This is a genomic window from Thermoflexus sp. (assembly GCF_042408365.1).
Lineage (GTDB): Bacteria > Chloroflexota > Anaerolineae > Thermoflexales > Thermoflexaceae > Thermoflexus.
In genome coordinates this window covers 1-13,241 of the sequence record NZ_JBHOQJ010000109.1, presented here as the reverse complement: position 1 = coordinate 13,241, position 13,241 = coordinate 1, and the positions used below count along the sequence as shown (strand labels likewise).

Genomic DNA, 13,241 nt, shown 5'->3' with positions numbered 1-13,241 from the left:
CCTCCTGGTCTGCATGCTTGAGGCCATCGCAGGCTGGTTGCTTTGGGGCGGCCATAGGGCGGGAGGCGTCCTCGCGCTTGCTCTACTGGCTCCCGGTGCCGTCTACTGGTGGGGATTCGACTTGCCATACCCGCCTATCGTCGCAGTCGTGCGTACCATCCTCGTGGTTCTGGGGTGGTCGAGCCTCTCCTGATGGTTTCAAGCGGTTCATGACAACGAGTGGAATAGGGATGCATAGGAACACGCCGACCTATCCCGTAACGCGTTGATGTTCGGCCGCACGACCTACAAACTGATGAAGAACTACTGGCTTACCCCTACTGCGCTGCCGATGGACCGGGACATGGCTCAGGTAATGAACATTGCACGAGCGACCGGACGAGAGCACGACACTATCGTCGGACGAATGGGAGGCACCCTCGATGAGCGAGAAGATCAGCCCGCAGCTCTTCAAGCTTGAGCCGAAGATCCGCTACGTCGCTGTGAACCAAAACGGCGCGATCGTGGAGATGGAGCAAAGCCCGCAGCACCCTACTTATAACCCGCATGAAACCGACCGGATGGAGGAGTTGATTGTCAACCCCATCGTGCTTGAGATCGCAAGGCGGCGTGGCAACATCGACATGAACGGCATGCGCTACGTGATTATCAGGTACGGCACGCAGTACCAGTTGCTCATACCTTACCGGGAGGGGCACATATCCATCGGCGTCGAGTTGGACGACGACCCGATGGAGATCGCGCGCAAGGTGGCAGAACACTTGAAGCTGCCCATGTGAACCAGAGCCACCAACGGCGGGCTAACAAGCGGTTACAGCCGAGGCCGCAAACTGCGCGGCGCGGATCAACCGCAGGCGGTTGGCCAGCGCCTTTCATGGCCCCTGCCATCAGGGCGTGTGGGACGATAACCGAAGTGTTTCGATCAATCACGATGTTCTCGGTTCGCCCAGCAGCTAAAATCGATGTTAATGCCATCTGTGAGCTTGACCATATCGCTCAACAAAGCAAGCAGCGCTGCGCTTTTGCTGAACGCTGTGTTCGTGCAGGTAACTGCTTCGTTATTGAAGCACATCATCAAGTTGTTGGTTGCGCTTTGCTGGAGTGTTCCTTTTTCATCTGACAGCGCCTTCGGTGGTCCAGGCGAAGCGCAACTCATTGGTCTGCCTTTTCAATAAGCGGTGGGTCGAAAGGAGATTTTGCTTCCCCATATAGCGAAAGCAGGTTGATTTCAGGCTTTACCTTCAGGGTCAAGAGCACCTGTGCGAGCTGAAAGCATTATGTATCAGCCAAGTGGCAGGAGCTCACCGCGATTTGCGCTTTTACTTCCGGGACGATCGTGTTGGGCTGATAAGAGATTTCAAAAAGCTAGACGAAATCAGCAATCCCAACAAGCGGGTAATTCTATCTTGCTCCTGATTCGAAAGAGTGGAACGACGTCATAGCGTCATGGCCCAGCGCGTTAAGGCATTGGAGACCGGTAACGAACGTTAGTGACTTCCCGGATTGGATGTACATTGCTTTGTGGAAGGGGTGACGTTTGCGAGGAGCGCGTTTCAGTCAGATACTGCAGGCTAACCAGGGCATGCATCCGACAGGCGTTGCCTCGCCCCGGGTGAAGCGCGGGTCGTTATGCGGTCAGTTGTGTGAAACGAGTCTGTTTGAAAGACAAGATGAGTGGGGGAGGAGCTCTCGTGATTCCAGGACCGGACCGAATAATCGCTTGCCCCCATTGTGGCTTTCTTGCAAAGCAGCACACGTTACTGTCTGGCAATACCATCGGCGCCATTCTGTGGTCTGATGGAAAAATGGAAGCTCCCATGCTCCCTGAGTTTCCAGCGGTGACCAAGTGTCGTGGATGCAAACGTTTCTACTGGGTAGATGAGGCTGAAGTTAAGGGTGAAATAAAACCCTTTGATGATAAATCGGAGCGTGTGCCTGAAGAGTGGAAGCGTGCTGAGCCCATCGAGCATTTGACCATCGACGAATACATTGAAGCGCTTGATGCGGGGGTTGGCACTGATGCGGAAAAGGAGCGATATCTTCGTGTGCACTTTTGGTGGGCGGTCAATGATATCGTGCGCCGAAATCCGAATGCAAAGATTCCAGCAAAATATATAGAAAAGTTGCGCGAGAATTTACGCAACCTATTCGTCCTATTAGATGAACGTAATCCCAACGACGGGATAATGAAAGCCGAGATAGCGAGGGAAATGGGAGACTTCACACAAGCAATACGCCTGCTAGAGGATATCTCAACAAACCTCAGATGGGTTGCGGATACAATCATCGAACTGTCAAAACAGAAGAACAGTTCGGTGATGCAATTGCGGCCTGACTAACGATGGCAGCACAACCGGCGCTTCACCTCACGCCGCTACGCTTCACAACGCGGTTGAACCCGACTGTTGTGAGGTGCCTCATTGTACAGGAGGGCCTGGCCCCATGCCGCGCGAACGCGTGTACCGAGTCTTCCGTTACGAACACCGGTCTGAACCGATCTTGCCGCGGCGTCTCTTCCTCAGGAGGCTGCTGTTCCATGCCTTGCTTGCGCTTGGCTTGGTCGCTCTGTCCCTTGGTATCGGCGTGTTTGGTTACCATTTCATTGCCGGCCTCTCCTGGATTGACGCTCTTCTGAACGCTGCGATGATTCTCGGCGGCATGGGTCCTGTAAATGAGCTGACGAGCGACTGGGGGAAGCTCTTCGCATCCTTCTATGCCTTGTATGCGGGGGTGGCGTTCCTGGGCGCCTCTGCCGTGCTGATCGCGCCCTTTGCCCATCGTATTCTCCACAGGCTGCACTTGGAGGAGGATGAGCGGCGATGATCTCAGATCAGGTTGTGGCGCAGGTGAGGCGGAACGTTGGGTGGACTGGCGCGTCATGACAAAGTGCAATTTGTTTGATCCACCAAGATGAACGCGATTTGCGAAGGCGCTCTATGAACCGATCTCAAACCGAACCGGACACGAGCGGATGTTCCGCACCCGCTTCTGGATCCGCCTGGTGCTCAGAGCGCTGGTGTTGATCTTCAGCCCCGCGCTTCAACGATGGATGCCTAACCCGCCACCGAATAGAGTGATCCCTCGATTCCCCTTCACCCGACAAAATTGGGACACGCCCTCCTGCAGGGATTTTTCCATTCCTAACAAAGATGGCTGAATCGCCAGGGAAGATGCTCGGGGCATCCGGTATACACCGATCACCCACCCCCACCGGTTGCTCGTATCTGGCCGATCCGTTAGAACTTTGAAAAGCCCGGTGCCTTCTGGGGGTGAGCTGGCCGAATCGGCCATCGTATGGTATACTTTCGTTCTGCCGGATCCCACACACCCTGGACCGGCTGGGGCGTGCCAGTTTCGCGCTGGCTTCCACCGGGAGGAAGGGGTGGCGGACCAAAACGCACCAGGAGGGAAACTTATGCCTTTGGTTACGATGAAGGAGCTGCTGGAAGCGGGGGTGCACTTCGGCCATAAAACCAACCGATGGCACCCCAAGATGAAACCTTACATCTTCACCGAACGAAACGGCGTCCACATCATTGACCTCCAGCAAACCATCCGCGCCCTGGAGAGCGTTTACGCGCTCGTCCGGGATCGGGTCGCCCAGGGGGGCACCATCCTCTTTGTGGGCACCAAACGCCAGGCCCAAGAGACCATCGCCGCGGAGGCCCAGCGGTGTCAAATGCCCTACGTGAACTATCGCTGGCTGGGCGGCACGCTCACCAACTGGCGGACGATCCGGGATCGCATCCGCTACTACATCCAGTTGGATGAGCTGATCCGCAATGGTGGGCTGGAGTCGATGCCCAAGAAGGAGGCGATCCGTCTCCGCCGAAAATATGAAAAGATGCGTCTCAAGTTCGAAGGCCTCCGGGTGCTGAAGCGCCTCCCGGATATGTTGTATGTCGTGGATACCATGCGCGAGGCGACGGCCATCCGGGAGGCCAACGCCCTGAACATCCCAATCATCGCCATTGTGGACACGAATTGCGATCCGGATCCCATTGACTACATCATTCCGGCGAACGATGATGCGATCCGTTCGATCAAGCTGGTCACTCGCCTGATCGCCGACGCCGTCTTGGAAGGCCTCCAGCTGCGGGAGAAGATAGGCGTGGCGGAGGTGCCGGAGGAGGAAGTGGAAGAAGAAGCCCTGATCCTGGAACCGCGCCGCGTGTTTGAGGCCGAGGAGGAGGAATCCGAGGAGAGCGAGGTGGTCGAGGAGGCCGAGGGGGAGCTCGAGGAGCTGGAAGGCTGAGCCTTCGCCATTACAACCCCAGGGGCTGCGAGAAGGGGATGCGCCCTATCCCCCATCCAGGGCAGCCCCTCAGCGTATAATCCATGAACTTTATATCGGAGGTAGGTTCCTTGAACATCACAGTAGACATGGTGAAGCGTCTTCGGGAGATGACCGGGGCTGGTGTTCTGGATTGCCGCAAGGCCCTGGAGGAGACCGGAGGGGATTTCGAGAAGGCGATCGATTACCTGCGGGAGAAAGGCCTGGCACGGGCGGCCCGGAAGCTGGAACGGACAGCCCGGGACGGCCTGGTGGTGGCCTATGTGCATCCGGGCAACCGGGTCGGGGTGCTGCTGGAATTGAACTGCGAGACCGACTTTGTGGCCCGCACGCCGGAGTTCCAGCAGCTGGCCCATGATCTGTTGCTCCAGATTGCGGCCGCGAACCCTCGTTATATCCGGCGGGAGGACATCCCGGCGGAAGTTCTGGAGCGCGAACGCCAAATCTACCTGAAGGAAGCCCTGAACGAGGGCAAACCGCCTCACATCGCGGAGAAGATCGCCGAGAACCGGCTGGCCCGTTTTGTTCAGGAGGTTTGCCTCTTGGAGCAGACCTTCATCAAGGATGAGGATCGCACGGTGGGACAAGTGATCATGGAGGTGATCGCCCGGGTGGGCGAAAACATTGTGGTTCGCCGATTCACCCGTTATGAGCTTGGAGAGACCGTCGAGTAAAATCAAAGGCCGGGCCTCAAGCCCGGCCTTTGATTTGTAACTTGTCATGCTTCTGCTACATATTTTGGTTCTCTGGGACCACCCGAGATCCTCTGCGGAAAGCCGGAGAGCGTGGGATGTTGAGGTGTCGCCCTCGAAACGGCATTTGACTGGAGGGAGTGTTCTCGATGGCTGAACCGAAATATCGACGGATCCTCTTGAAGTTGGGTGGGGAAGCCCTGGCGGGTCCTGGGGGATTCGGGATCAGCCCGGAGCGGGCGACCGAGCTGGCTGCCCGGATTAAAGCCGTGAAGGAAATGGGGGTGGAAATCGCGATCGTCATCGGCGCTGGAAACCTGTGGCGGGGCCGTGATGGCCTCGCCCATCGCATGGACCGGGCGACCGCGGACCAGATGGGGATGCTGGCCACCGTGATGAACGCGTTGGCGCTGCGGGACGCCCTGGAGCGCCTGGGGGTGCCCACCCGGGTTCAGACGGCGATCGAGATGCGGGCGATCGCGGAGCCCTACATTCGATTGCGGGCCATCCGCCACCTGGAGAAGGGCCGTGTGGTGATCCTGGGGGCTGGAACCGGGAACCCCTATTTCACTACCGACACCGCCGCCGCTCTACGGGCGATGGAGATCCACGCCGACGTCCTCATCAAGGCCACCAAGGTGGACGGGGTATATGACGATGACCCGCTGGTGAATCCGAACGCCCGCAAATTTGATAAACTAACATATATAGAGGCCCTGAGCCTTCGTTTGAAGGTCCTGGATAGCACAGCCCTGTCCTTGTGCATGGACCACAACCTGCCGATCATTGTTCTCGACCTCTGGCAGCCGGATAGTCTGGAGCGGGCGGTGAGGGGAGAGCCGGTCGGGACGTTAATTGACGGTTAAACGGCCCTCCCGCGGTGGGGATTTTCGGGGATGAGGGGCCGTCGGAAGGAGGCCTCTGGGCGGTTGGGCTTTTTTCTCCTCACAGTCTTCCATCTTGGATGGAGGTGAAAGCTCGCGATGATCCCGAAACAGGTCTTCCGAGATGCGGAAGAGCGCATGCGCAAGGCCATTCGGGTTTTTGAGGACGAGTTGAAGGGCATCCGCACCGGCCGGGCTTCCCCCGCGCTGGTGGAGCGGATCCCGGTAGAATATTACGGGGCCCAAGTTCCTCTTGAACAGCTGGCGATCATCCGAGCGCCGGAGCCTAACCTGCTCACGATTCAACCTTATGATCCGAAGGTATTGCCGGAGATCGAGCGGGCGATCCTGAAGTCCGATCTAGGGCTGACTCCCAGCAATGACGGGCGGATCATCCGGCTGGTCCTGCCCAGGCTGACGGAGCAGCGTCGTCAGGAATTAACGAAGCTGGTGCACAAGCGCCTGGAGGAAACCCGGATCGCTATTCGGAATATCCGGCGGGATGTGCTGGAGGAGCTCCGGACCCGCCATAAGAATAAGGAAATGTCCGATGACGAGCTGGAAGAGGCCCGGGAGGAGGTCCAGAAGCTCACCGATCGTTACATTGAGGAAGCTGAAAAAGTTGCCCAAGCGAAGGAAAAGGAGATCATGTCTTTCTGAGCGCTTCCTCTTATGCGGATGCAGGTTGCGGAAGGCAGTCTGCGTCCCCACCCGTTAATCGTTATATGCAGGAGCGAAATCGATGAAGGAAGGTCTCGTGAGCCAGCAAAACAGCCAGCAGGCAGTGAAGACATTGAAAATCCCGACCCATATTGCGATCATCATGGATGGGAACGGCCGCTGGGCGAAGGCCCGAGGGCTTCCCCGGTTGGCCGGGCATCGGGCAGGGACCGAAAACCTGCGCCGTGTGATCGAGGCGTGCGCGGACCTCGGCGTTCGCATCCTCACGATTTATGCTTTCTCTACGGAGAACTGGCGTCGCCCCCTCGATGAGGTTTACGGTCTCTTTGGTCTCTTGGAGCAGATGATCGATCGCGAGCTGGACAACCTGGATCGGAATGGGGTGCAGATCCGCCATCTGGGCAGCCTGGAGGGGGTGCCGGAACGGCTCCAGCAAAAGATCCGCATGGCGATCGAGCGGACGAAGGGGAACTCCCGGCTGATCCTGTGCGTCGCTTTCAACTATGGCGGGCGCCAGGAGATCGTTGAGGCGGTCCGTCGGATCATCGCGGATGGGATCCCTCCGGAGGCGGTCGATGAATCCCTCATCTCCCGTTACCTCTATACGGCGGGGTTGCCGGACCCCGACCTGATCATCCGCACCAGCGGGGAGATGCGTTTAAGCAATTTCCTGCTGTGGCAGGCTGCTTATTCGGAGTTCTACGTGACCCCGGTTTACTGGCCGGACTTCGATCGAGAAGAGCTGCTGAAGGCGATTGAAGCCTACAGCTGGCGGGAACGTCGGTTCGGACAGATCAGCGAACAACTGGCCCCTCATCCACCATCCCGTTAGCCGTGTTGCGCCAGCGTCTCCTCGTCGCCCTCGTTGCCATCCCCTTGCTCGCCGCCCTGGTCCATCGGGGGGGATGGCTGTGGTCCGGAACGGTCGGCATTGTCCTGCTGATCGCGGCCTGGGAATATGCCCGACTGATCCGGCATATCGGGTTCTCTCCTTCTTCCGGATGGATCGGGGTGATGATCCTGGGCTTTCTGGGCGATGCCATGATCCCCCTCCTGGGCCCTCGTCTGGCTGAGCTCACGCTCACGTTGGTCCCTCCGCTGGCCCTGGTATGGTTCTGGTGGGTCCGACGCACAGAGCATCCCATTGCCGACTGGGCCTTCACCGCTGCGGGCGGCCTCTATCTAGGGTGGCTGGGGCGTTCATTTGTCTGGCTGCGGAATCTCCCGGAGCCTTATGGCCGCTGGTGGGTCGTCTTTGTCCTGTTCGTCACATGGGGGGCGGATACCGGGGCGTATTTGGTCGGCCGTCGGTGGGGGCGTCATCGACTGGCTCCCCGGCTGAGCCCGGGCAAAACCTGGGAGGGGTTCTTTGGGGGTTGCCTGGCCGGCCTCCTGGTCGGGGCATTGTTGGGGTTTCTCATCGAGCTTGGGGCAGGGCCGGGCGCGCTGTTGGGCCTGCTGATGGGCTGCCTCGGAACCCTGGGGGATCTTTCCATCTCGGTTTTGAAGCGACGGGCCGGGGTGAAGGATTCCGGGAACCTCTTTCCGGGGCACGGGGGGATGCTGGATCGTCTGGATAGCCTGCTCTGGAATGGTATGCTGGCTTACCTTTACGCGCACTGGATCCAGGGGTTCTAGTTCCACTTCTGTTTTGAGGATGTGTGGTGGCGAAAGGGAATGGCCTCCCCACGGCCCATTGGGCCGTGGGGAGGGGGTTGGGGGCGAGCCTCAAACGGATCTCGGATGCAGGCGGGCGGGTTCCATCATGCGCGGTCTTCTGATCACCTTTGAAGGACCTGAGGGAAGCGGCAAAACAACGATGGCTCGCTGGTTGAGCGAATTTCTTCAGACGAAAGGATATCCAGTGCTCCTCACCCGCGAGCCTGGAGGAACGCCTATTGGGGAGGCGATCCGAGGCATCCTTCACGCCCATGAGCACGCGGATATGGCGGCCCGGGCGGAGGCGCTTTTATTTTGCGCCGCCCGGGCCCAGCTGGTGGAGCAGGTGATCCGGCCGTTTCTCGCCAAGGGCGGCATCGTCGTCAGCGACCGCTATGCGGATTCCACGCTCGCCTATCAGGGATACGGGCGGGGGCTGGATCTCGAGGAGCTGCGCCGCCTGAACCGGTTCGCGACCGGAGGGCTGGAGCCAGACCTCACGTTCTTGCTGGATATCGAGGTGGAGCTGGGCCTGGCGCGCCGTCGGGCCTCAGGGGAGGCCTGGACCCGTTTGGATGCCCTGGCCCTCTCGTTTCATCAACGGGTGCGGGAAGGCTACCGGGCGATGGCGGCGGCAGACCCCGCCCGCTGGGTGATTGTGGACGCCTCCCAGCCGATGGAGGCGGTTCAGGCGGCGATCCTCGCCCACCTGACCCAGCGCCTGGGCCTCCTCCTCGAGGGGCATCGACATTAACGGAACGCCGCGTTTCAGCCCGGCCCTTAGCGCCGATGGGAGATCGGCCCTCTGGGGCGCTTCGCGCCGGGCGTCGGCCTACGCCGACGCATCATCCGGTCGGCGCAGGCCGACCGTTCTTACGGGATCCGCAGGATCACCTTCCCGAAGACCCGGCGATCCTCCAGATAGCGATGGGCTTGTGCCGCTTCCTCCATCGGGAAGATCCGATCGATGACTGGGCGGAAGATCCCCTGTTCCACCCGCTCCATCACGGCCTGGAAATCCGCTCGGGTGGCCCCAAAGGATCCGAGGATCTCGGCCTCCTTGTAAAAAACCCCCCAGAGATCCGTCTCCCCCCATCGGCCGGTCGTCGAGCCGCAGAACACCAGGCGGCCTCGAAAGGCCAGGGAGGCGACGCTCTCTTTCCACGTGTCCGATCCCACATGCTCAAAGACGATGTCCGCACCATGTCCCCCGGTGGCCTCCATAACTTTCAGGCTGAACCGGGGGTGTTCCCGGTAGTTGATCAACACATCAGCGCCCAGCGCGCGGGCTTTCTCCAGCTTCTCATCGCTGCTCGCGGTGGCGATGACGCGGCATCCGAAGTGCTTGGCGATCTGGATGGCCGCGGTGCCGATGCCGCTGCCGGCCGCTAACACCAGCACGGTCTCCCCCGGCCGGATACGGGCCCGGCTCACCAGCATGTGCCACGCCGTTCCGAAAGCCGCCTGGACCGCTGCCGCCGCCTCGTAGGAGATGTTCGGCCCCAGCGGCATTAAATTGGCTGCGGGGGCCACCACATATTCGGCGTAGCCGCCCCAGCGGTCCACCCCGATGATCTTCCGGCGCTGACACAGGTTATCCATCCCCGCCCGGCAAAACTCGCACTCCCCGCACACGATGAAGGCGCCCACCAACACCCGGTCCCCGATCGACCATCCGGTCACGCCTTCTCCGAGCGCCGCGATCTGTCCGGCCGGCTCCAGGCCCAGGATATGGGGAAGCTTCGCTTTGCGCCCCTGGGCGCCCGCGCGGGTGTAGAGATCCAGATGGTTCAGGCCGCAGGCGTATACGCGTACCAGCACCTCCCCCGGTCCCGGGGTGGGGGTGGGCACCTCCTCCACCTGCAGGACCTCCGGCCCGCCCCGCCGTCGCATCACCACCGCTTTCATAGAGCCTCCTTAGGTGGGATAGTGAAGGGAGTGTTCAACAAGCGATGTGCTCTCAGGATGCTTGGCCTTCCCCCTCATTCGAACATCACCTGAGGGAACCATCGTCGATCGATCCGGTGAAGCCCTTGAGGTCCGAGCGCCTCCAGCCGGTCCAGCAGGCGGCGGGCTTCCTCCCGCAGACGGGCCACATCGATCCCCTGGCAGCGATCGGGGGCCCCCGCGAGATGGGCCAGGCCGCGGCGCAGCATCTTCACCGCGCCCGCGTAGTTGCCGCGCTCGATCTGATGGCAGGCCACGCCGATCTGCAGGATCCCCTGATAGACCTCCCGGACCGGGCGCATCTCCGCGCGCCAGGCCTGCTCCAGGGTTTCATGTTGCTCGAAATACTCCCCGGCGTTGAACTGTTCCAAGCCGCGCCGCACCATCTCGGGCAGCGGCTCATCGCAGCCAGGCCATTTCCTGCCCATCGGGTCCGCTCCACGCGCTGTCCAGCAGGATGCCCTCCTCGCTCAGGAAACGCGGCGCGGAACAATCACATAGCCGGTTTCCAGATCCCCGATCTGCTCATAGCCCGCCGGCCCATGGAACCAGACATAACCCGCGATGTAGGCGCAGAAAGCCGCATCCAGTCGATCCTCCCACGCCTTCAATGCCCGTCGGGTCCGGAGCGCCCGCGGGGGGGAGCGCCAGGCGTCCGGCCAGCGCACCGGCGGGTGGGATCCCTCCAGGGTGAGCAGCTGGCGATGCCAGCGGCGCAGGCCGCGCCTCCAGAGATCCCGGCCCAATCGTTTATAGCGGATGATCCGCCGGAGGCCAAACAGGGTGATCGCCGCCGGATGGGGGAAGATCTCGATGACCGTGCGGGCGGGGGCCCGAGGGGCGGATGGGGGTTGCAGCGCGAAGCCCCATGCGCTCAAGCGGTGGGCCAGCGCCTCTCCCCGCAGGCCGCCGAAGGCGCGCAGCCAGCGCCGGTTGACCGGGTAGCCGCCCGCGTGGTAGCGCCCGAACCGGGAGGCGATTTGCCGATCGCATGGCCGCGATCCCTCCTCGTTCGGGACGATCAGAGGCGCATCGATCCCGATGATACAGGGGCCCTCCCGATAAGGCGCCAGGAATTCCAGGATCTCCGCATCGGAACCCAAGTGATCGGCCCACACGCTGAGCTCCCAGTGATCCTCCTCCCAGCGGAGGACCACAGCGGCCGTCGGGTTCCGAGGAGACCACGCCAGATCCACGCCGATCGCCCACATCCGGCGGATTCTCCCTCCGCCCGCCTCAGCGCTGACAGGACGGACAAAAGTAGGCGCTGCGGCCCTGAAGGACCTGGCGGGCGATCGGTGTCCCGCACCGGAAGCAGGGCCGGCCCGCGCGCCCGTAGACCCGTAGGTAACGCTGATGCTCCCCGCTTCCTCCTTCCGGCCGGCGATACCACTGGATGGTGGTCCCATGATGGCGCAGGCCGGCGAGGAGGGCATCCCGGATGCCTTTCCACAAGCGCTGGATCTCTCCCTCGGTGAGGGAGGCCGCCGATCGCATCGGATGCAGACGCGCCCGCCAGAGCGCCTCGTCAGCGTAAATGTTCCCGATCCCGGCGATGATCGATTGGTCAAGCAGCAGGGCCTTTAAACGCCCCCGGCGGCCGGCGAGCTGTTGGGCGAGGTCCCGGGGGCGGAATTGTGGATCCAGCGGCTCCGGGCCCAGGTTCTGAAAGATCTCCTCAGGATCCGCTACCCAATACAGACGGCCGAACTTGCGCAGGTCATGGAACCGCAGGATCCGGCCGTCGTCCAGAACGAAATCGGCCCGCGCGTGGGGATCCGGCTCCGGGGCCGGAAGCAGGAAGAGGCGGCCGGTCATTTTGAGATGGACCAGCCATGCGCCCTCGTCCAGGACGAACCAGAGGAATTTCCCGCGCCGGCGGCTCTCCTGGATCGTTCGCCCCCTCATCCGCCGGAGGAACGCGCGTGGGGAGGGCGTGGCCACGCTTCCCGGCCAGTGCAGCGTCACCTGTTCGATCCGGCGGCCCGCCAGATGGGGCCGCAGCTCTTGAACCAACGTCTCGACTTCGGGGAGCTCCGGCATCGTCCGCTCCTATTCCTGCAGCAGATCCTTCAGGAACCGGATGGGCTCTCCGATCCCTTGAGCCTTGGCCCGTTCATACACCAAAGCCGCGACAGCGATATCCTCCAGGGCGATCCCCAGGGACTTGAACAGGGTGATCTGGTCCGCGTGGAGGCGGCGAACACGACCGGCCACCACGTCCTTCAATTCGTAGATTCGCCCCCATTGGAGCCGCCCCCGCTCCAGCGGCTCCAGGAAATCCCCCGCCTCGATCCTCCCTTGGTCCCGATCGTCGATCACGATCAGATCCGCCCGGGCCACGGCTTCCTCGTCCAACTCCCGGCGGATCAGCGCGTTGGAGCCGGCGGCGTTGATGTGCACGCCCGGGCGCAGCCAAGCGCCCCGGAGAACCGGCTCCCGCGCGGAGGTGATGGTGACCAGGATATCGGCCCCCTCGGCCGCAGCCTCCGGTTGATCCACTGCCCGTACCGGGATGCCGAGGGCTTCGGCCATACGGCGGGCGAACGCCTCCCGATGCCCCTGAGTGGAACTATAAACCCGGACCTCCTCGACGGCGCGGACGGCACACACCGCCATCAACTGGGTCGCGGCCTGACGCCCTGTCCCATACATCCCAACGATTCGGGCGTCCGGGCGGGCGAGATAGCGGGTGGCCAAGCCGGTGGCCGCCCCTGTCCGCAGGCGGCCGAGCATGTCGGCCTCCAGCAGAGCCACCAGCTCCCCGCTTTCGCTGTCAAACAGCAACACCACAAAGCGGGTTTGCCCGCCGACCGTGGTGTACGCTTTCAGGCCCACGTAGCCAACCCCGGGGCCTCCGGCAGCCATCACGTGGAGGGCCCCGCGGGGCCAGCGGACGCGTGAGCGGGCCGCATTGGCGACCAGGCCTTCCGCCTGAGCGTGGAAGGCTCGCTCCAGCGCCTCGATGGCGTCGGAGATCGATAGCAACGCTCGCACATCGTCTTCCCGCAGCAAGATCGGCATTTCAGAGCCTCCATTGCTGAAATTGACTTTGGGGTGGGTGGGGCCGCCTTCAGCGGCCCC

Annotated in this window: 15 protein-coding genes; 10 read left to right on the top strand and 5 right to left on the bottom strand. The window is 61.7% G+C overall.

Going from position 1 to position 13,241, the window contains the following annotated elements; genetic code table 11:
- Positions 1–422 precede the first annotated feature (422 nt).
- The 10 genes from ACFMO5_RS04790 to tmk all read left to right on the top strand — a co-directional run bounded on the left by ACFMO5_RS04790 (position 423) and on the right by tmk (position 8,964).
- A complete protein-coding gene (locus tag ACFMO5_RS04790; protein ID WP_376791620.1) occupies positions 423–779 on the top strand; it encodes a hypothetical protein in 357 nt (118 codons plus the stop codon).
- A 912-nt stretch (positions 780–1,691) separates the two neighbouring features.
- Positions 1,692–2,339 carry a hypothetical protein gene (locus ACFMO5_RS04785; protein WP_376791619.1) on the top strand — a complete coding sequence of 216 codons (648 nt, stop codon included), beginning with the start codon at positions 1,692–1,694 and terminating at the stop codon, positions 2,337–2,339.
- A 103-nt stretch (positions 2,340–2,442) separates the two neighbouring features.
- Complete coding sequence (locus ACFMO5_RS04780; RefSeq protein ID WP_376791618.1) at positions 2,443–2,823, top strand: hypothetical protein; 381 nt, start codon at positions 2,443–2,445, stop codon at positions 2,821–2,823.
- Positions 2,824–3,415: 592 nt separating this feature from the next.
- Positions 3,416–4,255, top strand: coding sequence for a 30S ribosomal protein S2 (gene rpsB, locus ACFMO5_RS04775; protein WP_376791617.1), 840 nt, complete (start codon positions 3,416–3,418; stop codon positions 4,253–4,255).
- A 110-nt stretch (positions 4,256–4,365) separates the two neighbouring features.
- The gene (tsf, locus tag ACFMO5_RS04770) at positions 4,366–4,968 is read left to right on the top strand and encodes a translation elongation factor Ts (protein ID WP_376791616.1); all 603 of its coding nucleotides are present in this window, start codon (positions 4,366–4,368) and stop codon (positions 4,966–4,968) included.
- A gap of 167 nt (positions 4,969–5,135) precedes the next feature.
- Positions 5,136–5,852, top strand: a complete 717-nt coding sequence (gene pyrH / locus ACFMO5_RS04765) for a UMP kinase (protein ID WP_376791615.1) — start codon at positions 5,136–5,138, stop codon at positions 5,850–5,852.
- A gap of 117 nt (positions 5,853–5,969) precedes the next feature.
- The gene (gene frr, locus ACFMO5_RS04760) at positions 5,970–6,530 is read left to right on the top strand and encodes a ribosome recycling factor (RefSeq protein WP_376791614.1); all 561 of its coding nucleotides are present in this window, start codon (positions 5,970–5,972) and stop codon (positions 6,528–6,530) included.
- Positions 6,531–6,612: 82 nt separating this feature from the next.
- Positions 6,613–7,383, top strand: a complete 771-nt coding sequence (locus ACFMO5_RS04755; RefSeq protein ID WP_376791613.1) for an isoprenyl transferase — start codon at positions 6,613–6,615, stop codon at positions 7,381–7,383.
- A 5-nt stretch (positions 7,384–7,388) separates the two neighbouring features.
- The gene (locus tag ACFMO5_RS04750) at positions 7,389–8,189 is read left to right on the top strand and encodes a phosphatidate cytidylyltransferase (RefSeq protein ID WP_376791612.1); all 801 of its coding nucleotides are present in this window, start codon (positions 7,389–7,391) and stop codon (positions 8,187–8,189) included.
- 127 nt (positions 8,190–8,316) lie between these two features.
- Positions 8,317–8,964, top strand: a complete 648-nt coding sequence (tmk, locus tag ACFMO5_RS04745) for a dTMP kinase (protein WP_376791611.1) — start codon at positions 8,317–8,319, stop codon at positions 8,962–8,964.
- A 119-nt stretch (positions 8,965–9,083) separates the two neighbouring features.
- Here the strand turns inward: tmk and ACFMO5_RS04740 are convergent, their stop codons facing one another.
- From ACFMO5_RS04740 to ACFMO5_RS04720, 5 genes are all read right to left on the bottom strand, one after another.
- Positions 9,084–10,118 (bottom strand): zinc-binding dehydrogenase, encoded by a 1,035-nt coding sequence (locus ACFMO5_RS04740; RefSeq protein WP_376791610.1) that lies wholly within the window; start codon positions 10,116–10,118, stop codon positions 9,084–9,086.
- A 74-nt stretch (positions 10,119–10,192) separates the two neighbouring features.
- Positions 10,193–10,585, bottom strand: coding sequence for a DUF309 domain-containing protein (locus tag ACFMO5_RS04735; RefSeq protein ID WP_376791609.1), 393 nt, complete (start codon positions 10,583–10,585; stop codon positions 10,193–10,195).
- A gap of 42 nt (positions 10,586–10,627) precedes the next feature.
- The gene (locus ACFMO5_RS04730) at positions 10,628–11,368 is read right to left on the bottom strand and encodes a DUF429 domain-containing protein (RefSeq protein ID WP_376791608.1); all 741 of its coding nucleotides are present in this window, start codon (positions 11,366–11,368) and stop codon (positions 10,628–10,630) included.
- 25 nt (positions 11,369–11,393) lie between these two features.
- Positions 11,394–12,200: a bifunctional DNA-formamidopyrimidine glycosylase/DNA-(apurinic or apyrimidinic site) lyase gene (mutM, locus tag ACFMO5_RS04725; RefSeq protein ID WP_376791607.1), complete on the bottom strand. Its 807-nt coding sequence runs from the start codon at positions 12,198–12,200 to the stop codon at positions 11,394–11,396.
- A 9-nt stretch (positions 12,201–12,209) separates the two neighbouring features.
- Positions 12,210–13,181, bottom strand: coding sequence for an ornithine cyclodeaminase family protein (locus ACFMO5_RS04720; RefSeq protein ID WP_376791606.1), 972 nt, complete (start codon positions 13,179–13,181; stop codon positions 12,210–12,212).
- Positions 13,182–13,241 lie beyond the last annotated feature (60 nt).

Excerpts from the sequence above, each read along its gene's own strand:
- ACFMO5_RS04790 (WP_376791620.1), top strand. The coding sequence starts at position 423 with ATGAGCGAGAAGATCAGCCCGCAGCTCTTCAAGCTTGAGCCGAAGATC.
- ACFMO5_RS04780 (WP_376791618.1), top strand. The coding sequence starts at position 2,443 with ATGCCGCGCGAACGCGTGTACCGAGTCTTCCGTTACGAACACCGGTCT.
- rpsB (WP_376791617.1), top strand. The coding sequence starts at position 3,416 with ATGCCTTTGGTTACGATGAAGGAGCTGCTGGAAGCGGGGGTGCACTTC.
- pyrH (WP_376791615.1), top strand. The coding sequence starts at position 5,136 with ATGGCTGAACCGAAATATCGACGGATCCTCTTGAAGTTGGGTGGGGAA.
- frr (WP_376791614.1), top strand. The coding sequence starts at position 5,970 with ATGATCCCGAAACAGGTCTTCCGAGATGCGGAAGAGCGCATGCGCAAG.
- ACFMO5_RS04755 (WP_376791613.1), top strand. The coding sequence starts at position 6,613 with ATGAAGGAAGGTCTCGTGAGCCAGCAAAACAGCCAGCAGGCAGTGAAG.
- tmk (WP_376791611.1), top strand. The coding sequence starts at position 8,317 with ATGCGCGGTCTTCTGATCACCTTTGAAGGACCTGAGGGAAGCGGCAAA.
- ACFMO5_RS04740 (WP_376791610.1), bottom strand. The coding sequence starts at position 10,118 with ATGAAAGCGGTGGTGATGCGACGGCGGGGCGGGCCGGAGGTCCTGCAG.
- ACFMO5_RS04735 (WP_376791609.1), bottom strand. The coding sequence starts at position 10,585 with ATGGGCAGGAAATGGCCTGGCTGCGATGAGCCGCTGCCCGAGATGGTG.
- ACFMO5_RS04730 (WP_376791608.1), bottom strand. The coding sequence starts at position 11,368 with ATGTGGGCGATCGGCGTGGATCTGGCGTGGTCTCCTCGGAACCCGACG.
- mutM (WP_376791607.1), bottom strand. The coding sequence starts at position 12,200 with ATGCCGGAGCTCCCCGAAGTCGAGACGTTGGTTCAAGAGCTGCGGCCC.
- ACFMO5_RS04720 (WP_376791606.1), bottom strand. The coding sequence starts at position 13,181 with ATGCCGATCTTGCTGCGGGAAGACGATGTGCGAGCGTTGCTATCGATC.